Annotated in this window: 20 protein-coding genes; 4 read left to right on the forward strand and 16 right to left on the reverse strand. The window is 60.1% G+C overall.

Annotated features, from left to right (window positions below; all coding sequences use genetic code 11):
- Nucleotides 1-39 precede the first annotated feature (39 nt).
- Together ACTG2W_RS08785 and fkpA are read right to left on the reverse strand one after the other, a co-directional pair.
- Nucleotides 40-1,446: a sigma-54-dependent transcriptional regulator gene (locus tag ACTG2W_RS08785; protein WP_005348258.1), complete on the reverse strand. Its 1,407-nt coding sequence runs from the start codon at nucleotides 1,444-1,446 to the stop codon at nucleotides 40-42.
- Nucleotides 1,447-1,597: 151 nt separating this feature from the next.
- Nucleotides 1,598-2,401: an FKBP-type peptidyl-prolyl cis-trans isomerase gene (gene fkpA, locus ACTG2W_RS08790; RefSeq protein WP_106842305.1), complete on the reverse strand. Its 804-nt coding sequence runs from the start codon at nucleotides 2,399-2,401 to the stop codon at nucleotides 1,598-1,600.
- A gap of 118 nt (nucleotides 2,402-2,519) precedes the next feature.
- On the opposite strand from fkpA, the gene ACTG2W_RS08795 reads away from it, so the two are divergent.
- Both ACTG2W_RS08795 and ACTG2W_RS08800 read left to right on the forward strand, forming a co-directional pair.
- A complete protein-coding gene (locus ACTG2W_RS08795; protein ID WP_005349516.1) occupies nucleotides 2,520-3,488 on the forward strand; it encodes a hypothetical protein in 969 nt (322 codons plus the stop codon).
- A gap of 14 nt (nucleotides 3,489-3,502) precedes the next feature.
- Complete coding sequence (locus ACTG2W_RS08800; RefSeq protein ID WP_005335285.1) at nucleotides 3,503-3,718, forward strand: SlyX family protein; 216 nt, start codon at nucleotides 3,503-3,505, stop codon at nucleotides 3,716-3,718.
- 127 nt (nucleotides 3,719-3,845) lie between these two features.
- Here ACTG2W_RS08800 and ACTG2W_RS08805 read toward each other — a convergent pair whose 3' ends face one another.
- The 13 genes from ACTG2W_RS08805 to glyA all read right to left on the reverse strand — a co-directional run bounded on the left by ACTG2W_RS08805 (nucleotide 3,846) and on the right by glyA (nucleotide 17,445).
- Nucleotides 3,846-4,787 carry an ABC transporter permease gene (locus ACTG2W_RS08805; protein ID WP_019445927.1) on the reverse strand — a complete coding sequence of 314 codons (942 nt, stop codon included), beginning with the start codon at nucleotides 4,785-4,787 and terminating at the stop codon, nucleotides 3,846-3,848.
- Nucleotides 4,788-4,791: 4 nt separating this feature from the next.
- Nucleotides 4,792-5,766: an ABC transporter permease gene (locus ACTG2W_RS08810; protein ID WP_005349514.1), complete on the reverse strand. Its 975-nt coding sequence runs from the start codon at nucleotides 5,764-5,766 to the stop codon at nucleotides 4,792-4,794.
- A 99-nt stretch (nucleotides 5,767-5,865) separates the two neighbouring features.
- Nucleotides 5,866-7,422 carry an ABC transporter substrate-binding protein gene (locus ACTG2W_RS08815; RefSeq protein WP_106842304.1) on the reverse strand — a complete coding sequence of 519 codons (1,557 nt, stop codon included), beginning with the start codon at nucleotides 7,420-7,422 and terminating at the stop codon, nucleotides 5,866-5,868.
- A 70-nt stretch (nucleotides 7,423-7,492) separates the two neighbouring features.
- On the reverse strand, nucleotides 7,493-9,217 hold the full coding sequence (locus tag ACTG2W_RS08820) for a dipeptide ABC transporter ATP-binding protein (RefSeq protein ID WP_106842303.1): 1,725 nt from the start codon (nucleotides 9,215-9,217) through the stop codon (nucleotides 7,493-7,495).
- A 487-nt stretch (nucleotides 9,218-9,704) separates the two neighbouring features.
- Nucleotides 9,705-10,199, reverse strand: coding sequence for a phosphatidylglycerophosphatase A family protein (locus ACTG2W_RS08825; protein WP_021230380.1), 495 nt, complete (start codon nucleotides 10,197-10,199; stop codon nucleotides 9,705-9,707).
- A complete protein-coding gene (gene thiL, locus ACTG2W_RS08830; RefSeq protein WP_106842574.1) occupies nucleotides 10,196-11,155 on the reverse strand; it encodes a thiamine-phosphate kinase in 960 nt (319 codons plus the stop codon). Before thiL ends, ACTG2W_RS08825 begins: the two co-directional genes overlap by 4 nt.
- 57 nt (nucleotides 11,156-11,212) lie before the next feature.
- Complete coding sequence (gene nusB / locus ACTG2W_RS08835) at nucleotides 11,213-11,626, reverse strand: transcription antitermination factor NusB (RefSeq protein WP_033137762.1); 414 nt, start codon at nucleotides 11,624-11,626, stop codon at nucleotides 11,213-11,215.
- A 14-nt stretch (nucleotides 11,627-11,640) separates the two neighbouring features.
- Nucleotides 11,641-12,111, reverse strand: coding sequence for a 6,7-dimethyl-8-ribityllumazine synthase (gene ribH / locus ACTG2W_RS08840; protein ID WP_274160181.1), 471 nt, complete (start codon nucleotides 12,109-12,111; stop codon nucleotides 11,641-11,643).
- Between the two features lie 203 nt (nucleotides 12,112-12,314).
- Nucleotides 12,315-13,424: a bifunctional 3,4-dihydroxy-2-butanone-4-phosphate synthase/GTP cyclohydrolase II gene (gene ribBA, locus ACTG2W_RS08845; protein WP_274160180.1), complete on the reverse strand. Its 1,110-nt coding sequence runs from the start codon at nucleotides 13,422-13,424 to the stop codon at nucleotides 12,315-12,317.
- Nucleotides 13,425-13,573: 149 nt separating this feature from the next.
- Nucleotides 13,574-14,227 carry a riboflavin synthase gene (locus ACTG2W_RS08850; RefSeq protein ID WP_274160179.1) on the reverse strand — a complete coding sequence of 218 codons (654 nt, stop codon included), beginning with the start codon at nucleotides 14,225-14,227 and terminating at the stop codon, nucleotides 13,574-13,576.
- Nucleotides 14,228-14,282: 55 nt separating this feature from the next.
- Entirely contained in the window at nucleotides 14,283-15,392 is a 1,110-nt protein-coding gene (gene ribD, locus ACTG2W_RS08855) for a bifunctional diaminohydroxyphosphoribosylaminopyrimidine deaminase/5-amino-6-(5-phosphoribosylamino)uracil reductase RibD (protein ID WP_206900406.1), read from the reverse strand.
- A gap of 199 nt (nucleotides 15,393-15,591) precedes the next feature.
- The gene (gene nrdR / locus ACTG2W_RS08860; RefSeq protein ID WP_005338880.1) at nucleotides 15,592-16,041 is read right to left on the reverse strand and encodes a transcriptional regulator NrdR; all 450 of its coding nucleotides are present in this window, start codon (nucleotides 16,039-16,041) and stop codon (nucleotides 15,592-15,594) included.
- Between the two features lie 150 nt (nucleotides 16,042-16,191).
- Entirely contained in the window at nucleotides 16,192-17,445 is a 1,254-nt protein-coding gene (glyA, locus tag ACTG2W_RS08865) for a serine hydroxymethyltransferase (protein ID WP_005338884.1), read from the reverse strand.
- Between the two features lie 324 nt (nucleotides 17,446-17,769).
- Here glyA and ACTG2W_RS08870 point away from each other — a divergent pair, with 324 nt between their 5' ends.
- On the forward strand, nucleotides 17,770-18,054 hold the full coding sequence (locus ACTG2W_RS08870) for a hypothetical protein (protein ID WP_088870031.1): 285 nt from the start codon (nucleotides 17,770-17,772) through the stop codon (nucleotides 18,052-18,054).
- 50 nt (nucleotides 18,055-18,104) lie between these two features.
- Here ACTG2W_RS08870 and torS read toward each other — a convergent pair whose 3' ends face one another.
- A complete protein-coding gene (gene torS / locus ACTG2W_RS08875; RefSeq protein WP_106842300.1) occupies nucleotides 18,105-20,927 on the reverse strand; it encodes a TMAO reductase system sensor histidine kinase/response regulator TorS in 2,823 nt (940 codons plus the stop codon).
- Nucleotides 20,928-20,997: 70 nt separating this feature from the next.
- Between torS and torT the strand changes: the two genes are divergently transcribed.
- Nucleotides 20,998-22,044, forward strand: coding sequence for a TMAO reductase system periplasmic protein TorT (gene torT, locus ACTG2W_RS08880; RefSeq protein WP_440016170.1), 1,047 nt, complete (start codon nucleotides 20,998-21,000; stop codon nucleotides 22,042-22,044).
- The last annotated feature ends 18 nt before the right edge of the window (nucleotides 22,045-22,062 follow it).

A 22,062-nucleotide genomic window follows, 5' to 3' on the forward strand; every position in this document is an offset into this window, starting at 1 on the left:
GGGCGGCACACTAGCCGCCCTTTCTGCTGGCAAAATGGTTCAGGCCCGATTGGACTCTTCCCACCCCTGCTTTTTACGGTAAATGGTGGAGGGGCTGATCTCGAGCAGGGCCGCCGCCTTGGGAATATTGCCATCACAGCTGGCGATGGCCTGTTCGATCACCTCTTTCTCCACCAGCCAGAGCGGACGAATTGGCCCGTTGGCCACCCCGGTGGCGGCCGGAGCCGATGCCACCGCTGCCGCAATCGCAGCCGGCAGCTGGGGACGAACCCCATTGAGCGGTGGCGGCAGAATATCCGGGCTCACCAGCTCCTTGTCGTTGAGCACCACGATATTGCGCACCACGTTTTGCAGCTCGCGTACGTTGCCAGGCCAGGGGTAGTCGAGCAGCACTCGCGCCGCCTCGACATCAAAATCCTTGAAGCGTTTGTTCTCCTCCTTGGCGTAGCTCTGCAACAGGGTACGCGCCAGCAGCAGGATATCCTCGCCCCGCTCCCGCAGCGGCGGCAGGGTGAGGGGAATGACGTGGAGCCGATAGTAGAGATCCTCGCGAAAACGGCCCGCTTTCACCTCCACCAGCGGATCCCGGTTGGTGGCGCAGATAAAGCGCACATCCACCGTCTCGAGCTTGCCGCTGCCGACTCGCTGCACTGTGCCGGTCTGGATAAAGCGCAGCAACTTGCTCTGCAGATCCAGGTCCATCTCGCAGATCTCGTCGAGAAACAGGGTGCCACCATCAGCCAGACTGGCCGCCCCCTTGCGATCCCCCTGCGCACCGGTAAAAGAGCCCTTCACATGACCGAAGATCTCGCTCTCCATCAAATCGTGGGGAATGGCGGCGCAGTTGAGGGCGATAAAGGGCTGTTCGCTGCGGGGACTGCACTGGTGAATCGCCTCGGCACACACCTCTTTGCCGGTGCCGCTCTCGCCAGTGATAAAGACGGTCGCCTTGCTGGGCGCCGCGCTCTCGATGATGCGATAGACCGCCTGCATCGACATGGAGGCACCGATAAAGCCAAAGAAGGAGCTACGCTCGAAGTTCTCCCGATAGTGGGCAACCAGCGAGCTCAACTGCTGGTGTTTCAAGGCATTGCGAACGGTGGCGCAGAGCCGCTTGCTGTCAAACGGCTTGGTCAGAAAATCGAAGGCACCGAGGCGCATCGCCTCCACCGCCACATCCACCGAGCCGTGGGCGGTGATCACCACCACAGAGCAGGGCAACTGCTGTTCGGTGATCATCTGCAAAATATCCATACCGGACATATCCGGCAGCTCCAGATCCAGCAGCACCACGGGGGGAGGACTTGCCAGCAACTGTGCCAACGCTTGCTGACCACAATCGGCCAGCACTACCTCGTACCCCTCCTGGCGCAGGTACTGTTCATAGACCACCGCCAGACTACGGGTATCTTCCACCAGCAGGACACGCGATTTATTTTCAGCCACTGGACTCATCCTTGTATTTGATTCTGCGATCTATTTTGCCTTATTTTCGCGCGCAAACCCAACGCCAAGACAGCTCTGTTATCCCGCGATTGCAGGGAATACACAAGTAAAAACGGCTCCTTAAGGAGCCGTTTTTCACTACAAGAAAAGATTACTTCTTGGCATCGTCTGCAGTCGGCTTCTCGATAGCCAGCAGCTCAACGTCAAACACCAGTACGGCATTCGCCGGGATGGAGCCTGCACCGTGCTCGCCATAGGCCAGCTTGGACGGCAGGAAGAACTTGAACTTGGAGCCAACCGGCATCAGCTGAACGCCTTCGGTCCAACCCGGTATAACCTGGTTGAGCGGGAAGGTAGCCGGCTCGCCGCGATCGACGGAGCTGTCGAACTTGGTGCCGTCGGTCAGGGTACCGGTGTAGTGCACCTTGACGATATCGGTAGATTTCGGCTTGGCGCCAGTGCCCATCTTCTCGACCACGTATTGCAGGCCGGATTCAGTGCTCTTCACACCCTCTTTCTTGGCGTTGGTAGCCAGGAACTCTTCGCCCTTCTTCAGATTCTCAACGGCGTCTTTCTCGGCCTTGGCCTTGGTCAGCTCGTTGATCTTGGCGTCGTAATCCTGCAGTACCTTCTGGATCTCTTCATCAGTCATCTTGGCTTCTTTGCCCAGACCGTCAGTCACCCCTTTCAGGATCACGGCGTTGTCCAGTTTGATGCCCAGTTCCTGCTGACGCTCCAGGGTATTGGCGATGTAACGACCCATGGAGAGGCCAATTGCGTAGCCAGATTGCTCTTCAAAGCTCTTGGCTTCGGCCTTGGTCGCCTCTGCCGGCTTGCTGGCTTCTGCCTTCACTTCGGCGGTATTGGCCGCAGCAGGCTTCTCGTCTTTTTGGCAAGCAGTCAGACCGACGGCAACGGCCGCCGCCAACAGGGACACCTTCAGAAATTTGTTCATCAGTTTCTCCAAACTCCAAATACCGCTCTCGGTTCCATCGTGAAATGAGAGGTTTATCGTGATAAGCGCCTTATACTAACGCCGTGATCGCAGGTAACAAAAGCGTGAGACCGCAAAAATGATAAAAAGTGCCATTTATCTGGTGAGCCTCTGTTTAATGCTCACCGGTTGCGAGCAAAGCTCCCAACCCAACCAGCAAATGACCCTCGCCAGCACGGGTCTGCTGACCGCAGATCTCTCCAGTGATGGCAAGCAGGCCATCGTCTCCAGCATCAGCCAGGGCATCATCGTCTGGGATCTGGAACAGAACCGTCAACGCTGGCGCTGGAAGCAATCCGACTCGGCGGAAGATCTGGTATTCATTACCCGCTTTTCCGAAGGCAACAGCCATGCCGTCACCGCCACCCCAGACACCTTTGCTACCTGGCGGCTGAACGACGGGCAATCACAAGGCTACTACTCACTTCCTGAATCCAGGCTGAGGGACATCGCGCTCTCTGCAGACGGTCGTTATGTGCTGATCGGGCGGGAAGATGGCAAAGCTGAGTGGCTCGACACCCGAAGCGGCCGTCGCCTGCAGTTTCTGGGGCACACCGAACAGGTCAATACGGTGGATCTCTCCGCCAACGGTCGCTACGCCCTGACCGGCGGCAACGACTACAGCGCCTATCTGTGGGATACCCGTAGCGGGCAGGTGATCTGGCGCTTCAACCATGGTGGCCGAGTGATCATGGCCAGACTGGAGCCGAGCGGCCGCTACGCCTTCACCGCCGACAGCAGCCGGGCCAGCATCTGGGATCTGAAAACCGGCAAAGAGGTGAGTCAGCTGCAATATGATCACCGCTTCGAGGTTTACACCAGCGCCCGCTTTGCCAACGATGGCAAGTGGCTCATCACCGGCGCCCCTTCCCGTCAGCTCTCCCTGTGGCAAGTGAGCGATGGTGCCCTGCTGCAGAGCTGGCGCGTCTCGCCGCAACCCAAGGTGAAACCGCCCAGCGCAGTGGTCTACGGCGTCGCTTTGCGCGACAATAGCCACCTTGTCAGTGCCAGCTCCAGTGGTCTGGCCGAAATCTGGACAATCAAGTAAGGACCCGAAGGCCCATGAGTCAGCAACTTAACGATCGCATCGAAACCCTGGAAACCCGTCTCGCCTATGCGGAGTACACCATAGAGCAGCTCAACGACGAGGTAACCACTCAGGGCCGTGAACTCGATCGGCTCAAATACCAGATCCAGCTGCTGATCGACAAACTGCAAAGCGTACAGCCCAGCCAGATTGCCAGCATGGCCGAAGAGACTCCGCCGCCGCACTACTGATGGGTGTGCAATCAACAAGCTGTCTGCTCAAGACCAATAAAAATCCGAAACCGGCTAAACCGGTTTCGGATTTTTTTCATCCAAATGACCTGACAGCTGCGACTCGGCGCCTCAGAGTCGGCCCGCGTTAACCTTTGTAGATCTTGGGGTTAAACACATCCCGCAGCCAGTCACCCAGCAGATTGATGACCAGCACCAGCACCACCAGACAGATTCCCGGGAAGGCGGTGATCCACCAGGAGCCGGAGAAGATGTAGTTGAAGCCGACGCTGATAAGCGAACCGAGCGAGGGCTGATCAACCGGCATTCCCAGACCGAGGAAGGAGAGTGCCGCCTCGCTCATGATGGCGTTGGCCACCTGCACGGTGGAGATCACCAGAATGGGCGACAAACAGTTGGGCAGAATGTGGCGGAACATGATGCGCGGGGCACGGAATCCCATCACCTTGGCTGCTTCCACATACTCCTTCTTCTTCTCCGCCAGCACAGAGGCGCGCACGGTACGGGCATACTGCGGCCACTCGGCGATACCGATGATCACCACCAGCATCATGATGGCGAACTTCGAGTAGAACTCGGAGCCAAAGGTTGCCTGAAATATGGCGGAGATGATGATCGCCACCATCATGGTGGAGAACGACAACTGCACATCGGCAAAGCGCATCAGCAGGTTGTCGATGCGGCCACCGAAGTAACCGGCAATCAGACCGATGACGATACCGAGCACCAGCTGCAGCGCCACCGCAAACAGACCGATAGTGAGGGAGATACGGGCGCCATAGAGGATGGTGCTCCAGATATCCCGCCCCTGGTTGTCGGTACCGAGCCAGAAGCGCTCCTCGCCGCCTTCGAGCCAGGAGGGGGGCAACTCGGCATCCATCAGATCAAAACTGGTCTGGTCATAGACGTTGTGCGGAGCGAGCCAGGGCGCCAGCAGCGCCGCCAGCACGAACACCACAAACACCGCAAAGCTGAACATGGCTACCTTGTCCCGCAGGAAGTAGTAGACGATGTCAGAGTTCTTGAATCGTGCCCAACGGCTTGGGCTTGCAGTTACAGCATTAGTCATGCGCTTACCCCTTGGCAGTCAGGTTAACGGTCGGGTTGATCAACCCGTAGAGCAGGTCGACCAGGGTATTGGTCACCACGAAGATCAATCCCACGAAGATGACGTAGGCGGTGATCAGCGGGGTATCGACCCTGTGGATCGCTTCAAGAAACAGGAAGCCGGTACCCGGCCACTGGAACACACTCTCGGTCAGAATGGTGTAGGCCACCATAGTGCCGATCTGCACCCCGCCGACGGTAATGACCGGCAGCATGGTGTTTTTGAGGGCGTGCTGATAGTAGACCTTGTTGTTATCCAGCCCTTTGGCGCGGGCGAATTTGACGTACTCGGAGGAGAGCTGCTCCAGCATCTCGGAGCGCACCAGCCGGATAAACAGCGGCAGCATGATGGAAGAGAGCGACACCGCCGGCAGGATCAGGTGCAGGATGCCGTCCCAGGTGAAGAAGCCCGACTCCCAGCCCAGCAGGTTACGGGTCTCGCCGCGGCCATAGGCCGGCAGCCAGCCCAGCTGGATGGAGAAGAGATACATCAGCATGATGGCGGTCAGGAACACCGGGATCGAAATGCCGATACTGCTCCCCGCCATGATGATCTTGGTGGGAATGCTGCGCGGGCGGATCGCCGAATAGACACCGAGTGGAATGGAGACCACCACGATGATGAGCGCGGCGGCAAACACCAGCTCAAGGGTAGCCACCAGCTTGTCGAGGATCACCTCGAGAGCGGGTCGCTTGAAGAAATAGGAGGTGCCCAAATCCCCATGCACCGCATTTTTCAAAAAGCGGCTGTATTTGATGAGGAAGGGATCGTTAAGGCCCATCTTCTCGCGCAACTCGTGACGCTGGGCTTCGGAGACGGATTGTCCCACCAGCTCGCGCAACGGGTCACCCAGGTTATCCTGGATGGAGAAGGCGACCAGGCTGATGACGAACATCACTATCACGGCCTGATAGAACCGTTTCAGCAGGAATGTAAACATGCTTGTCCTTCTACGTGGCCTGTGTCGTGGCACAGGCTTCTGTTAGTGGGCGGAGTGGCCAGCTGACCACCCCGCCCCGTCCTTCCTTGCGACGTTCTCTTACTTGCTGACCACCAGGTCACCCAGGTAAGGGAAGTTCATCACGTTGACCACCGGCTTGATGTCGACGTTCTTCTTGGCGCCATAGGCCAGATCTTCCCAGTGCAACGGCACATAGGCAGCATCTTCGATCAGCATGGCTTCGACCTTCTTCAGCATCTCGGCACGCTTGGCCGGATCGGTCTCGGCATTGGCATCCATCACCATCTTGTCAGCTTCGGCGTTGGCATAACCGGCGCAGTTGTACTGGCCCATACCGGTCTTGGCATCCTTGGTGAAGGTCAGGAACTCGAAGAAGTTCGCGGTATCTTCAGTATCGGAGTGCCAGCCAATCAGCTGCATGTCAGCGGCGCACTTGTCAAACTCCGGCCAGTACTGGGCCACCGGCATGGTCTTCAGATCCACCTTGATGTTGATCTTGGCCAGCATGGCGGAAACAGCCTGGGCAATCTTGACGTCGTTGACGTAGCGGGCAGCCGGGGAGATGAAGGTCATCTTGAAGCCTTTCTCGTAACCGGCCTCTTTCATCAGCTCCTTGGCCTTGGCCAGATCATACTGGGGCACCAGCGCCTCGTTATGACCGGCATAGCCTTTCGGGCTCAGCTGACCAGCAGGGGTACCGAAGCCCTTGTTAATCTTCTCGACGATGCCCACCTGGTTGATGGCGTAGTTGATCGCCTGACGCACGCGCTTGTCTTTCAGCGCCGGGTTGGTGTTCTGGTTCAGCTCGATGATGATGGCACGGGTACCGGACAGGGTGACCAGCTGGGAGTCCTTGCCATTCTTCACACGCTCCAGATCGTTCGGCGCAACCGGATAGATCATGTCCACGTCGCCACCCAACAGGGCTGCAACACGGGTCGCATCTTCCTTGATCGGCACCACGGTCAGGTTCTCGACGTTACCCTTGGAAGCTTTATCCCAGTAGTTGGCGTTGCGGGCATAATCCAGCTTCACGCCCTGCTCGCGGAACTTGACGGTGAACGGGCCAGTACCGGAGACGTGGGTAGAGGCATAGGAGTCGCCGTTTTTGACGATCTCGGCCTTGTCTTTGCCCGCTTCGGTTTTGCCGGTGTAGAACTTGGAGTCCATCGGGAAGATGTAGGTGACGGTCTGCAGCACCAGCGGGAACGGCTTGGCGGTAATCAGATCGACGGTGTAGTCATCGACTTTCTTCACTTCGCTGATGGGATCGAAGATCGCCTTGAAGTCGACGGAGGATTTCAGGCGGTTGACGGTCCACACCACGTCGTCTGCGGTGAAGTCGTTACCGGAGTGGAACTTGACCCCTTTGCGCAGGTGGAAGCGGACGGTCTTGTCGTCAATACGCTCATACTTCTCGGCCAGACGGGGCTCGAACTGCAGGTCCTGGGTGTAACGCATCAGGGGATCGAATACCAGGTGCGACATCTCCAGGGTCTGACCGGAGAGCTGCTCCTGCGGATCCAGCGAAGTGGCGTCAGAAGCGACACCCACCTTGATATCGGCGGCTGAGACACTGAAGGCGAAACCGGCGGCAAACAGCGCCAGGGCAATCTTGGACAATCCTTTCTTCATCTTGTTCTCCATGCTTTTGGCTTTCTTATGACACTTTTTTTGACAAGCAGACCGGCGCACCGGCGCTCTCCTAGCTTGCGATTTCCAGCCCCTCGCGGGACATTCCCTTGAACTCCGGCATGAGGGAGATCAGCTTGCGGCTGTACTCATGCTCGGCATTGGTAAAGAGTTTCTCGGTCTCGGCCACTTCCACCAGATGACCGTGCTGCATCACCCCGATGCGGTCGCACATCTGGCGGATCACCGGCAGATCGTGGCTGATAAACAGCATGGTGAGCTTGAGCTCCTGCTGCAGATCCTTGAGCAGGTTGAGGATCTGGGCCTGCACCGACACATCCAGCGCCGAGGTCGGCTCGTCGCAGATAAGGAAGCGCGGGCGAGTGGCCAGGGCGCGGGCAATGGAGATGCGCTGGCGCTGACCGCCGGAGAACTCGTGGGGATACTTGAGGCCAGCACCACGACCGAGACCCACGTGATCCAGCAGATCGCCGACGATCCCCTCGATCTGGCTCTCGCTGCTCGCCAGCTGATGGAAGCGGATCGGCTCGGCAATGATGTCGCGCACCTTCATCCGCGGGTTCATCGAGGAATAGGGGTTCTGGAACACCATCTGCATCTGGCGACGCAGCGGGCGACGCTCGCGCTCGCTCTTGAGAGCGGTCAGATCGATCCCCTCGAAGAAAATCTTGCCGGTATCAGGCGGATAGAGACCGGTGATGGCGCGGGCAATGGTCGATTTGCCGGAGCCCGACTCCCCCACCAGACCGAAGGTTTCACCCTCGAAGATCTCGAAGCTGATGTTGTTGCAGGCACGCACATACTGGCGGCGGCTCGGGAAGATGGAGTCCTTGGTGACGAACTTCAGATCGACGTTCTCCACCCGCAGCAGCGCCCCTTCATAGGCACGCTCGTCCTGACTCTGGCCGAGCCAGTGGGTCTTGAGGTCGATATTGGTATCCGGCGCACTGGCATCCTCGATATAGGAGACCAGCGGGAAACGCACCAGCTTCACATCGGAGCGGGGCACCGCCGAGATGAGGCTGCGGGTATAGGGGTGATTGGGGCTGCCCAGTACCTGTTCGGTCAGGCCGAACTCCACCAGATCGCCGCGATACATCACCGCCACCTTGTCGGTAACGTTGGAGACCACGCCCATGTCGTGGGTCACCAGCATGCAGCCCACCTGACGCTCTTTGCAGAGGGCGCGGATAAGCTGGAGGATCTGATCCTGAATGGATACGTCGAGCGCCGTGGTCGGCTCATCAGCGATGATCAGCTCCGGATCGCAGGAGAGCGCGATGGCGATAACCACCCGCTGACGCATGCCACCGGAGAACTGGTGCGGGTACTGCTTGATGCGCAGCTCCGGCTGCGGGATACCCACCGCCCCCATCAGCTCCAATGCCTTGGCAAAAGCCGCCTCGCGAGAGAGGTCGGTATTGGCCAGAATGGTCTCCACCAGCTGATGCTCAACGGTGAACAGCGGGTTGAGGGAGGTCATGGGGTCCTGGAAGATGAACCCGATACGGGAGCCACGGATGGCCCGCATCTGATTCTGGCTCTTGCCGGAGATGAGCTCGCCATTGAGATAGATATCACCACGGGCGATGCGACCCGGCGGGCTCAGCAGATCGATAACGGCGTTGCCGATGGTGGACTTGCCGGCGCCGGATTCACCGACCACCCCGACAATCTCACCCTTTTCGATAGAGAAAGAGAGATCCTTCACCGCGGCCAGTACCCCGTAGCGGGAGGGGTACTCGATCCGCAAGTTCTTTACTTCGAGCAAGGACATGTTTACCTCTGCGGGGGACATCCGTCCCAAATAATTCGTCCGTAAATCAGCCGCAGATGCCGGTTGTTACCTTGGGCAATATTTGCTCAATCCATGAGGCAGCGAAACCAGCGATCCGGGCGGGTTTTTTGCATTTTTTTGGAATAACCCGCGAGTAACTTAGACGGTTTGACCACGGGTGTAAATGATTGAGTTATACAATTCCGCAATGTTTTGTGCAGATAATCACCAATTCGGCAGAGATAAATGATGATTTTCATCACACAAATGGCCGGTACGTCCGTACATCTATTGGTATCATTACTTTAATTTCAACAACAACGCAACAAGCAGAATTTATCACTATTTCCAAAACAATCACCAGCCCCGAATGAGTAGTGAATATTTATGTGAAATGGATGATAAACGGCAGCATATGCCGATGAATGAAAATTAAGCAGATATAAATCGGGGGATGCCAGAACGGTCATCCCCCGGAAGGTGGCTCTCAACCGAGCCAGAATGCCAGTAATTGCATACAAAACAGGGCGAACAGGCCGGCGATCAGATCGTCCAGCATGATGCCCAGGCCACCGTGGATCCGGCGATCAAACCAGGAGATGGGCCAGGGCTTGAGCACATCAAACAACCGGAACAGCGCGAAGCCCGCCACCACCCACTCCCAACCGGCTGGCGCGGCGATCATGGTGACGCCAAAACCGATCACCTCGTCCCAGACGATGGCACCGTGATCCGGCATGCCAATGGCATCGGTGGCGCTCTGGCAGATACGAATACCGACCACAAACCCAACCGCCAGCAGGGCGATAAACCAATAGGTCGGCAGCCCGCTCACCAGCAGATAGAGCGGAATCGCCGCCAGGGTGCCCATGGTGCCCGGCGCTTTGGGGCTGAGACCGGAACCAAATCCCACCGCCAAAAAGTGAAGCGGATTTTTCAGATCCAGTCGTGTCAGCTCGGGCTTTATCCTGAACAAACTCATGCGAAGTGATCCCACCCTTTCAGTTGCAGCTCGACCGCCTGGTCGCCACGCAGGTAGTCGATGCCCGGCTCACCCGCCACGATGCGGCCGATGCGGCTGAACTTGACCCCGCTGTGAGCCAGCGCCGTATCGAGCGCGCCGCGGTGCTCCTCCGGTACGGTAAAACAGAGCTCGTAGTCATCGCCACCGGCCAGCGCCAGTTGCCACGCCTCCTGCTCGCTCACCGCATCCTGCAGCACCGGAGAGAGCGGCAGCAGATCGAGATCGATCTGGGCCCGCACGCCGGAGGCCTTGAGGATATGGCAGAGATCCGATGCCAGACCGTCGGAGAGATCCAGCGCACTGCCCGCCAGCCCGCGCAGCGCCTGACCGGCCAGAATGCGGGGATGGGGGTGGTCGAGCCGTGGTAGCACGGCAGCCAGCTGGTTCTCGTTGAGGGTGCGTTTGCCCAGCAGGTGGGAAAGCGCCAGCGCGGCATCCCCCAAAGTGCCGGTCACATAGATACCGTCACCCGCTTTGGCGCCACTGCGCATCAGGGCGCGACCGGCAGGCACCGATCCCTTCACCGAGATGGTGATGGAGAGCGGCCCGCGGGTCATGTCCCCGCCCACCAGCGCCACATTGTAGTACTCGGCCAGCTCCAGAAACCCTTCGGCAAAACCGGCGACCCAACCTTCGTTGATGGCAGGCAGGGTCAGCGCCAGCGATACCCAGCGCGGCTCGGCCCCCATGGCGGCGAGATCGGAGAGATTGACCGCCAGCGCCTTGTAGCCGAGATCCACCGGATCCATGTCGGGAAAGAAGTGTACGCCGCTCACCAGAGTGTCGGTGCTCACCGCCAGCTGGGTATCGGGGGGCAGGGTCAGCAGGGCACAGTCATCTCCAGGGCCCATCACCACGTCCTTGCGGGCGTGGGGGACCTTGAAGTACTTATCAATCAGCTCAAATTCACCCATACAGTAAAAAGCCAGCAATAAGCTGGCTCCTCTCTTAGATGCTGACGGACAGCAGGATCAACGCTTGTTCAGCGACTTGATCACCTTGTCCAGTACACCGTTGACAAACTTGTGGCTGTCATCGGCAGCAAAAGCTTTGGCCAGCTCGATCGCTTCGTTGATGACCACGCGCGGCGGTACATCATCACGACGGGTCAGCTCGTAGGTCGCCAGACGCAGGATCGCCTTGTCCACCATGTCCACTTCTTCCAGCGGACGGGAGAGGTAAGGTGCGAACACCTTGTCCAGCTCGTTGCAGTGGAGGGCTACCCCGAACAGCAGATCGCGGAAATAGTTCAGGTCTACACCCTTGGTGTCCTGATCGATCTTGAACTGCTCTTCGATGTCACCCACGTTAGCCTTGGTCATCTGCCACTGGTAGATGGCCTGGGTGGCGCAATGGCGGGCTTTACGGCGCTCAGACGGTTTCAATGTACTTCTCCTCGTTACACGTCCAGTTCTTTCAGGACGTTGATCATTTCGAGCGCTGCCAGTGCAGCCTCTGCACCCTTGTTACCCGCCTTGGTACCTGCACGCTCGATGGCTTGTTCAATGTTTTCAGTGGTCAGCACACCGAAGGCAACGGGAATTTCATATTCCATCATTACCTGGGCCATGCCCTTGCTGTTCTCGTTTGCCACCAGGTCGAAGTGGTAGGTGCCGCCACGGATGACAGTACCGACCGCCACGATGGCGTCGTATTGACCACTCTTGGCCAGCTTCTTGATGACCAATGGCATTTCAACCGCGCCCGGCACTTTTACCAGTGTCAGGTTGCTGTCCAGCACTTGACCTTGACGCTTCAGTACGTCCACCGCGCCGTTCACCAGACTGTCGTTGATGAAGCTGTTGAAACGGGCAACAACAATAGCAACGCGCGCCTCAGGAGCGGCGATATTTCCTTCGATAACCTTCATTGGAAATCCTGTATCTGTGCAATCAAAAGGGCCGGAGTCAAAAGTGCGCATATTCTAGCACAACAGACCCACGACAAAAACCATGGCCGCAATAGACGGCCATGATTGCGATTTAACCAGTCCGGCGCGCTTACTCGCCGGTAAATTCCACGACTTCCAGACCGAAACCGCCCAGAAGGGGATGGTACTTCTCTGGTAGTACGTTACTCGCCGACGTACTCAACCACTTCCAGACCGAAACCACCGAGGGCATGGTACTTCTTCGGTGAGCTCAACAGGCGCATCTTGCTTACGCCAAGGGCCTTGAGGATCTGGGAACCGACGCCCACCCGGCGCGAGGTGCCCTGCCACTTGGCTCCTTCCGGCGCCAGCCCCTTGTCGGCGGCTTCAAAACCCTTGACCCGGGCCAGCAGCTCGGCGCCATGGGATTCCGCCCCCAAAATCACCAGCACCCCGCCTTCGCTGGCAATGCGGGCCATGGATTTGGGCAGCGGCCAGCTGCGGGCGGCGTGGCGGTCGGTCAGCAGCAGATCGCTCAGCACATCGTGCAGATGAACCCGCACCAGGGTTGGCTGGTCGGCCTGCACCTCACCCTTTTTCAGGGCGAAGTGAACCTGATTGTCGATGGTGTCGCGGAAGGTGATGAGGTCGAACTCGCCAAACTCGGTCGGCAGCTTGCACTCGGCCACCTTCTCGACCGTGGTCTCGTGCTGGTTGCGGTACTCGATGAGGTCGGCGATGGTGCCAAGCTTGATGCCGTGCTCCTCGGCGAAGATCTCCAGGTCAGGACGGCGCGCCATGGTGCCATCTTCATTGAGGATCTCGACGATGACGGCGGCAGGCTCGAAACCAGCCAGACGGGCCAGATCGCAGCCCGCTTCGGTGTGACCGGCACGGGTCAGCACGCCGCCATCCTGCGCCATCAGCGGGAAGATGTGGCCCGGCTGCACCAGATCGGCCGCCTTGGCGTTGGACGCCACAGCCGCCTGCACGGTCACCGCGCGATCGGCGGCGGAGATACCTGTGGTCACCCCTTCTGCCGCCTCGATGGAGACGGTAAAGGCAGTGGAGAACTGGGCATTGTTGCGATCCACCATCAGCGGCAGCGCCAGCTGCTTGCAGCGATCCCGGGTCAGGGTCAGGCAGATGAGGCCACGGCCGTAGCGGGCCATGAAGTTGATATCCTCCGGACGGACGCAGGAGGCGGCCATGATGAGGTCCCCTTCGTTCTCCCTGTCTTCGTCATCCATCAGGATCACCATCTTGCCAGCCTTGATATCGGCAATGATTTCCTGGGTTGTGCTCAGCGCCATGGGCTACTCCATCAGTGTGCTTGGGGGTTGAGCCAGCAGGCTCAACGCAAATGCGAGTGTATGTTGCTCTAGATTGGGGCTAGCGGCTCCATTTCAATCAGAGCGGGATCACAGAAAATCGTTTTGGTGGCCAGATTTAGCGCACACCGTCAGAGAAAACCGGCCTTGGCCAGCGTCTCCATGGTCAGGGTCGAGGCGCTGCTCTCCTGACTTTTCCCCATCATCAGCCGCTCCAGATAGCGGGCGATTTGATCCACCTCGAGGTTGACCTTGTGACCCGGCTTCCAGCTGGCAATAGTGGTCTCCTGCGCGGTGTGGGGCACGATCGTCAGGCGGAAAAGGTCGCCCTGCACCGCGTTGACGGTGAGGCTGATGCCATCCACCGCAATGGAGCCTTTCTCGGCGATATAGCGGGAGAGTTCCCCCGGCGACTTGATCCAGTACTCGATGGCGCGGCCGCTGCTGGAGACGCTTTTCACCTCCCCTACCCCATCCACATGGCCGGAGACCAGATGGCCGCCGAGGCGGGAGGTGGGCATCAGCGCCTTCTCCAGGTTGACCCGATCGCCCACTCTGGCGGCGGCAAAGCCGGTACGGGAGAGGGTTTCCAGCGACACGTCGGCGGTATAGCTCTTGTCACCCAGCGCCACGACGGTGAGGCAGACGCCGTTGGTGGCGATGGAGTCGCCCAGTTTGACGTCGCTAAAATCCAGACCTGGTGCGTGGACGGTGAGGGCCATGTCATCGCCCTGACGGCGAAGCTCGGCCAGGGTTCCCACCGCTTCGATAATTCCGGTAAACATGCAGATCACCTTGCTGATGACGGGGGCTGATTATGCCCCCTTGAACATTGATAAATCAGGCTATTTTGGCGGTAATGCGAATATCCTGGCCGACCATGCGCACATCCTTGATGTTGAGCTTGGGTGCCTGGAACAAGCGTGTCAGGCCCGGCAGATGGAACAGGCCACGCCCCTCATCCCCCATCAGTTTGGGCGCCTGATAGAGCACCAGCTCATCCACCAACCCTTTTTCCAGCAGAGCGCCGCACAGCCGCGGGCCCGCCTCGACCAGCACCGAGTTGACGTTCTGCTTGGCCAGCAGCATGAAGAGGCTGACCAGATCCAGCTTGCCATCCAGCAGCGGCAGCTCCAGCTGCTGCACCCACTCGGGCCACTCGCCGGACGCCTTGTGACGGGCCAGCAGCACCGGGCTCTCGCTCTGGAACAGCGGCAAGTCGGGAGTGAGGCGGTTTTGCGAATCGACGATGACTCGCAGCGGCTGGCGCAGGGTCTCTTTGGGATAACTTGCCTTGACCGAGGGGGGCAGCTCGTCCCAGCGCACGGTCAGGGAAGCGCCATCGGCCAGCACGGTTTCGGCGCTGGAGAGCACCGCATCGTGGCGGGCCCGCAGTCGTTGCACATCGCGGCGCGCATCCGGGGAGGTGATCCACTGGCTCTCACCGCTCGCCATGGCGGTGCGGCCATCGAGGCTGGCTCCCAACTTGACGGTCACCCGCGGGAAGGCAGTACGCATCCGCTTGAAAAAGCCCGGGTTGAGCGCTTCGGCTTCACTCGCCAGCAGGCCGAAATCGGTCTTGATCCCCGCTTCGGAGAGCATCCGCAGCCCGCGTCCGCCCACCTGGGGATTGGGGTCAACCATGGCCGCGACCACTCGGGCCACGCCGGCGTTGATCAGCGCCTCGGCGCAGGGGGGAGTACGACCGTGATGGGAGCAGGGTTCGAGGGTTACATAGGCGGTAGCACCACGGGCGTTGTCACCGGCGGCGCGCAGGGCGTAAACCTCGGCATGGGGCTCGCCCGCCTTCTGATGCCACCCTTCGCCAACCACCACGCCATCCTTGACCAGCACGGCGCCGACGCAGGGATTGGGGGCCGTGGTGTAGCGGCCGCGGCGGGCCAGTTCGAGGGCCCGATTCATCCATTGGTAATCATCTTGACTAAACATCCGGGCTCCTTTGACAACACATCTCGACTTTACGCAGTATCGTAGGTTCGATTAGCGCAGCGTAATCGGACGCGGCAACATGGGTGAGAATGGCGGTTTACTTCTCCAGCTTGGCAATCTCTTCGCCGAACTCGCGAATATCTTCGTGTCCTGAGGTAGAGAGGGGCGAAGCGGATATCCACTTGCCCATCCGATACCATCATTTCTCCAATTTGGCGATCTCTTCGCCGAACTCGCGAATATCTTCGAAGCTGCGATAGACGGAGGCAAAGCGGATATAGGCCACCTTGTCCAGACTCTTGAGCTCATCCATCACCAGATTGCCTACCAGCTCGGAGGCGACTTCACGCTCGCCGGTAGCACGCAGGCGGGATTTGATATGGTTGACCGCCTTTTCGATGGCCTCCATGCTCACCGGCCGCTTCTCCAGCGCCCGCAGGATGCCGGCACGCAGCTTGTCTTCGTTGAACGGCTCGCGGGAACCGTTGGACTTGATGACGCGGGGCATCACCAGCTCGGCCATCTCGAAGGTGGTAAAACGCTCGTGACAGAGCAGACACTCACGACGGCGGCGCACCTGATGGCCTTCTGCCACCAGACGGGAATCGATCACCTTGGTATCAACCGCACTACAGAATGGGCAATGCATCGGACCTCCGGCGTTAATGGAACAGGGACCGGCCCGGCGGGCCAGGATCTAGGTCGGCCAGTGTAGCACGGCCATCCAAAACCGGTAAAAGCCAGAAAAAACAATGCCACCCGCAGGTGGCATTGGTCTCAAACCGAACGGTCTGACTTATCAGCCATAAACCGGGAAGCGGCGGCAGATATCCAGCACCTTCTCACGCACGGTGGCCAGCACGGCATCGTTGTCGTGGTTGTCCAGTACGTCGCAGATCCAGTGGGTCAGCTCGATGGACTCGGCTTCCTTGAAACCGCGGCGGGTGATGGCCGGGGTACCGATACGCACACCGGAGGTGACGAACGGGGAGCGCGGATCGTTCGGCACGGAGTTCTTGTTGACGGTGATGTTGGCTTTGCCCAGTGCGGCGTCAGCATCCTTACCGGTCAGCTCGCGGCCGATCAGGTCAACCAGCATCAGGTGGTTGTCGGTACCGCCGGAGACGATCTTGTAACCGCGCTCGATAAAAGTCGCAGCCATCGCCTTGGCGTTTTTCACGACCTGAGCCTGATAGGTCTTGAACTCCGGCTCCAGCGCCTCTTTGAAGGCAACGGCTTTACCGGCGATAACGTGCATCAGCGGGCCGCCCTGACCACCCGGGAAGACGGCAGAGTTGAGCTTCTTGTAGAGCTCCTCGTCGTCAGCGGCAGAGAGGATCAGACCACCGCGCGGACCGGCCAGGGTCTTGTGGGTGGTGGAGGTGACCACGTGAGCGTGGGGAACCGGGTTCGGGTAGACGCCAGCGGCAATCAGACCAGCCACGTGGGCCATGTCGACGAACAGGTAGGCACCAACCTTGTCGGCGATTTCGCGCATGCGGGCCCAGTCAACGATGCCGGAGTAGGCGGAGAAGCCACCGATCATCATCTTCGGCTTGTGCTCGACAGCCTGACGCTCCATGTCGTCGTAGTCGATCTTGCCGGACTCATCGATACCGTAAGGCACGATGTTGTATAGCTTGCCGGAGAAGTTGACCGGAGAGCCGTGGGTCAGGTGACCGCCGTGGGCCAGGTTCATGCCCAGTACGGTGTCGCCCGGCTGCAGCAGAGCCATGTAAACGGCGCTGTTGGCCTGTGAGCCGGAGTGCGGCTGCACGTTGGCGTAAGTGGCACCGAACAGCTCTTTGGCGCGCTCGATGGCCAGGGTTTCGACCACATCCACATACTCGCAACCACCGTAGTAACGCTTGGAGGGGTAACCTTCAGCGTACTTGTTGGTCAGCTGGGAGCCCTGGGCTTCCATGACACGGGGGCTGGTGTAGTTCTCAGACGCAATCAGCTCGATATGCTCTTCCTGACGACGGGTTTCGTCTGTGATGGCCTGCCACAATTGCGGATCATAATTGGCGATGGTCATGTCACGTTTCAACATCCGTTTCTCTCCTGAAAATCGTTTGCGCGTTAGGTGAAGTGGGCGCGGGCATTGTAACGTGAGCTGGATCAAAGAGACAGTCCAACCACCTAAAAAAATGTTGAATTTATGTTGTAAAAAGCAAGATTCCCTCCCCGTTCAATACCCTGGCCGCTCCGCCAAACGGCACATTTTTCATCCCGCGGCGGGCGGGCAAAACCCGAAGGGGATCACAACGCCCTCTTTATCCATCCTGTAACATATTCATTCGAAACAAATTTAATGATGATGGAGCTGATTGCAGCCATGCATCCGAGGGGCTGCACCTAACCGGAGGAGTTCAAGATGGACCATCTGCTGACATTCGTGATCCTGGCTGTCTTTTTTCTGTTCTACTGGGTCTACTACACCAGCCAACGCAAGCATGTCCCCACCACCTCGTGGGAGCAACTCCCCACCAAAGCCGACTATCTGGCGGCCCACCCTGAATCAGTCGATGGCGACATCATCTTCTGTTATCACTGCGGCCACCACGAGTTGCTGGAGGTTGGCATGGTGCACCTGACCGATTTTCGCCGGGAATGGGTCTGCGCCAAGTGCAAGCAGGTGCTGTTTCGCGAGATCGAATAACGGCGCAGGAACTGGCCCCCTCCCTAAACGTCGTGCATCGCCAGCAGGGATCAGGGCTGCGCATCCCTGTTTGCCACCAGCCACTGCTGCAACCCGCTCACCGCCGCGTCAAATTGCGCCCCGATTGCCGCAGGCTCCCCGCCTCCTGCCTCAAGAGCCGCACAGTGGCTGGCAAATTCGGTCAACCCCAGCGCCAACGCACTCCCCTTTAGCTTGTGCGCCAGCTGACGTTGCTCACTTCCCTCACCCTGAGCCAACTTATCCACCAACACCCGCCCTTGCGACTCAAACAGCGCGACCAGCTGGCGGATCCGCGCCATGCCGAGCAGGGGCAGATCGGCATCCAGCACCGGATTGGCCAACTCGGGCTGGTTAGTTGGGGGCACGGCTACTGATAACTGCACCTGCGGCTCGATAGCGGCGCCCTCTTGCCGAAACAGCTGATCGATGGCGTTCGCCAGCACCGCCAGCCGTACCGGCTTGCCGACAAAATCGACAAACCCGGCGGCAAGGCAATGGCGGATATCCTCCGGATACATCTGGGCCGAGATGGCGATGGCGGGCAGCGGCCGCTCATGCATCTCCTCACTGATGGCGGCCAGATCCTCGCGCAGGGTCATGCCGTCCATATCGGGCAGATTGATATCAAGCAGCGCCAGCTCGAAGGGGCGCTCGGTTACCAGCGCCAGCGCGCTGCGACCATCCTCCGCCAGGGTGACGCAATGGCCGAGGCGGGTCAGCATGCCGTGCGCTACCAGCCGGTTGATCTCGTTATCCTCCACAAGCAGGATGTCTCGGGACTGGCCAAGGTGCAGCGGTTGCGCCTCGGCAGGCAGTTGGGCGCTCGAACGCTGCAACGGCAAACTGAAGCTGAATTCACACCCCTTGCCCGGTTCGCTGGCAAGGATCAGCTCACCCCCCATGGCAGTCACCAGCTTGCGGCTGATCGCCAATCCCAGCCCGGTGCCGCCCTGATGGCCTATATCACACTTGCGCTGGCGAAACGCCTCGAACACCGCCTCCTGCTCATCGGCCGGAATGCCGGGGCCGGTATCGCGCACCACAAACCGGATGCAGGGCTCGGCGCAAGGGCCGTGACAGACAAGGGGCGCCACCGTCAGGGTAATCTGGCCACGGGCGGTAAACTTGACTGCATTGCCGAGCAAGTTGCCGAGCACCTGCCGCAGTTTGCCCAGATCCCCCTCGACCACAGGCGCCAGCCCGGGCGCATATTCCAGCGCCAGGGTGACCCCCTTGGCCGCCTTTGGCCGGAAAAGCGCGCAGAGCTCATCCACCAGCTGGAACAGGGGGAAGGGTTCGCGGCGCGCCTCCACATGACCCGCCTCGATCTTGGAGTAGTCGAGAATGTCGTTGAGGATCTCCAGCAGGGATTCGCCACTGTGCTCGATGGCGGCCAGATAGCGCTGCTGGGTATCGCTCAGGTGGGTATCTTCCAGCAGCGTCAGGCCCCCGAGAATGCCGTTCATGGGGGTGCGGATCTCGTGGCTCATGGTGGCGAGAAACACCGACTTGGCCCGGTTGGCTTGCTCTGCCTCGGCGCGGGCCTGCCGCTGCTTCTCCACCTCCTCATTGAGCCGCTCGTTGGCGTGGCTGAGCTGGCCGGTGCGCTCCTCGACCCGCGACTCCAGCTCGCGCTGATAGCGGCCCAGCTCCACCGCATTGTCACGAAACACCTGCAAGGCCCGGCCCAGCTCCGCCAGCTCATCGCGGCCCGCCCCGGCGATCGGCTCAAGAGGGGCCAGATCCCCGCGCGCCAACCGGCTCATCCCCGCCACCGCCCGTTGCAGCGGCCAGACGATCCGGCCATAGACCATGCGCCACATCAGCAGCATCAGCAGTAGCAGGGTGAGCAAGCCAATGGCCATCAACGCCTGCTCCAGCAGCCTTAGGCGCTGGCTTAGCGCCTGCTGGCTCTGCCCCAGCGAATCGCGGGCACGGCTGACCAGCTCACCGACCTGCTGGTTGAGGCTGCTCATCAGGGCTTCGTTGGCATTGGCCAGCACCCGCAGCGCCTCCCCCTTGCCGAGCCAGTCGCTGCGCAGTTGCACCAGCTTGTCGCTCTGCGCCAGTACGGCCAGCGCCTGCTCCACCGCCTGACGGCGGGCCGGATCGGTCACCGCCCCTGCCCGCAATTGCAAGATGGCCAGCTCCCGCCGCCCTTCTTGCAATAGCGTTTGCAATTGTTCCTGCCGTTCGCTGCGCCACATCTCCTCGATACGCTGCTGCTGCATCAGGGTGCGATGACGCAGCTCGGTCATCTGCTCCAGCCAGTCAAGATCCTGCTCCAGCAGGCGGTCCAGCGTCTGGGCCGCTTGCCCCCCTTGCTGTTGGTAGAGGGAACCCAATCCCGCCACCATCACGGTTTCGGCGTTCTCCATCTGGCTGCGCGCCAGCTCGGCAATCTGCCCAGCCGCCGCCACCAGACGGGCCCGCTGCGCCTCGCCCTGCGCCATCAGGGTCAACCGATCCCCCACCAGCCAACCCTGCTGACCGAGATTGCCGATGATGCTCTGACTGAGCTGATCGAGGCTTGTTGAACCCTGGCCACGGCCAAGTTGCGCCAGCACCTGCTGCAGCTGTTGCCCCTGCAGAGTGAGCAAGCGTCCCTGATGCTCCCGCTCCTGCTCGCTGGTTGCGGTGGCCAGCAGCCGTGACGCGCTCTGGATCTCGCCGCTGAGGCGAGAGAGCGTGCGGGCCAGCTCCTGATCGGCCAGAGTCTGCTGCACCCCTTGCTCCAGCTGGCGCAGATGGCTAAGCCCCACCCAGCCCAGCAGGGAGGCACTCAGGTTCAGCAACGCCATCAGGGAGAAGGCCAGCAGCAACTTGCCACCCAGGCCGGAAAAGATTCTCACGGGAAGTCCCTTGGTTGTGGTCGGCTTTGACCGGATAATATGGCCCAACACTTTAACAAAACCCCTGACCATGCGAAGCGTCTATCTCTCCCCGTTGTTGCTGATCTGGTTGCTAATGCTTCCCCGCGCCGCCCTCGCCTTTGCGGTCGATATCTGGACCGGCGGCGAATTCAGCGGCAAGCCGCTGCGCCAGCAGTGGCCGGAACCCGCTGCCGCAGCCAAACCGCTGACCCTCTGTGCACTCTACCCCCATCTGCGCGACGCCTACTGGCTTTCGGTCAATCAGGGCATGGTGGACGAGGCGAAGCGGCTGGGAGTCAAATTGCAGATCCACGAAGCGGGGGGTTACGGTGCCCTCGCCGAGCAGCGCCAGCAGTTGCAGCGCTGCGTGCAGGAAGGGAGCGACGCCATCTTGCTCGGCGCGGTGAGCTATCAGGGCTTGCGCGAGGCCATCAAGGCCACGCCGCTGCCGCTCTTTGGTCTGGTCAACGATCTGCCCAGCGGTCTGGTGCAGGCCAAGGTGGGAGTCTCCTGGTACCAGATGGGCTGGCAAATCGGCCACTGGCTGGCGCAGCGCCACCCCGCAGGCAGCAAACCGGTCTCGGTCGCCCTCTTCCCCGGCCCGAAGGCAAGTGGCGGCAACAACTTCGTCGAGCCGGGCTTTGCCGATGCCATCAAGGGGAGCGCCATCAAGCTGGTCACCACCGAGCGTGGCGACAACAGCCGGGAAATCCAGCGCACACTGGTGCAGCAGACGCTGGCCCGCTATCCCAACCTCGACTATCTGGTGGGAGGCGCCATCGCCGCCGAAGTGGCCGTCAACGAGCTGGCGCAGCGCCATCTCGACAGGCCCCAGGTGCTGAGCACCTACTTCAGCCACGGGGTACAGCGGGGACTGCGCCGGGGCAAGATCCTGGCCGCCAACAGCGATCAGATGCGGCTGCAGGGGCGCCTTGCGGTCGCTCAGGCGGTCTGCCTGCTGCAACACCCTGATGCCAATGCCGAGCAGTGCCCGCGGGTGATGGGGCCACCCATTCTGACGCTGTCTGCGCCGCTGGCCGATCCCGCCGATTCCCTCTCGGAGGGCGCTTTTCGCCCCGTCTATCGGGTCGAATAGCCGTTCCAAATCCGATCA

Origin of the sequence: Aeromonas sp. 96A (genome assembly GCF_051919165.1) — a bacterium.
Lineage (GTDB): Bacteria > Pseudomonadota > Gammaproteobacteria > Enterobacterales > Aeromonadaceae > Aeromonas > Aeromonas veronii.

Excerpts from the sequence above, each read along its gene's own strand:
- ACTG2W_RS08870 (WP_088870031.1), top strand. The coding sequence starts at position 17,770 with ATGGACCATCTGCTGACATTCGTGATCCTGGCTGTCTTTTTTCTGTTC.
- nrdR (WP_005338880.1), bottom strand. The coding sequence starts at position 16,041 with ATGCATTGCCCATTCTGTAGTGCGGTTGATACCAAGGTGATCGATTCC.
- fkpA (WP_106842305.1), bottom strand. The coding sequence starts at position 2,401 with ATGAACAAATTTCTGAAGGTGTCCCTGTTGGCGGCGGCCGTTGCCGTC.
- ACTG2W_RS08800 (WP_005335285.1), top strand. The coding sequence starts at position 3,503 with ATGAGTCAGCAACTTAACGATCGCATCGAAACCCTGGAAACCCGTCTC.
- ACTG2W_RS08810 (WP_005349514.1), bottom strand. The coding sequence starts at position 5,766 with ATGTTTACATTCCTGCTGAAACGGTTCTATCAGGCCGTGATAGTGATG.
- ACTG2W_RS08795 (WP_005349516.1), top strand. The coding sequence starts at position 2,520 with ATGATAAAAAGTGCCATTTATCTGGTGAGCCTCTGTTTAATGCTCACC.
- thiL (WP_106842574.1), bottom strand. The coding sequence starts at position 11,155 with ATGGGTGAATTTGAGCTGATTGATAAGTACTTCAAGGTCCCCCACGCC.
- glyA (WP_005338884.1), bottom strand. The coding sequence starts at position 17,445 with ATGTTGAAACGTGACATGACCATCGCCAATTATGATCCGCAATTGTGG.
- ribD (WP_206900406.1), bottom strand. The coding sequence starts at position 15,392 with ATGTTTAGTCAAGATGATTACCAATGGATGAATCGGGCCCTCGAACTG.
- ACTG2W_RS08815 (WP_106842304.1), bottom strand. The coding sequence starts at position 7,422 with ATGAAGAAAGGATTGTCCAAGATTGCCCTGGCGCTGTTTGCCGCCGGT.
- ACTG2W_RS08820 (WP_106842303.1), bottom strand. The coding sequence starts at position 9,217 with ATGTCCTTGCTCGAAGTAAAGAACTTGCGGATCGAGTACCCCTCCCGC.
- ribBA (WP_274160180.1), bottom strand. The coding sequence starts at position 13,424 with ATGGCGCTGAGCACAACCCAGGAAATCATTGCCGATATCAAGGCTGGC.
- ACTG2W_RS08825 (WP_021230380.1), bottom strand. The coding sequence starts at position 10,199 with ATGAGTTTGTTCAGGATAAAGCCCGAGCTGACACGACTGGATCTGAAA.
- torT (WP_440016170.1), top strand. The coding sequence starts at position 20,998 with ATGCGAAGCGTCTATCTCTCCCCGTTGTTGCTGATCTGGTTGCTAATG.
- ribH (WP_274160181.1), bottom strand. The coding sequence starts at position 12,111 with ATGAAGGTTATCGAAGGAAATATCGCCGCTCCTGAGGCGCGCGTTGCT.
- ACTG2W_RS08850 (WP_274160179.1), bottom strand. The coding sequence starts at position 14,227 with ATGTTTACCGGAATTATCGAAGCGGTGGGAACCCTGGCCGAGCTTCGC.
- ACTG2W_RS08805 (WP_019445927.1), bottom strand. The coding sequence starts at position 4,787 with ATGACTAATGCTGTAACTGCAAGCCCAAGCCGTTGGGCACGATTCAAG.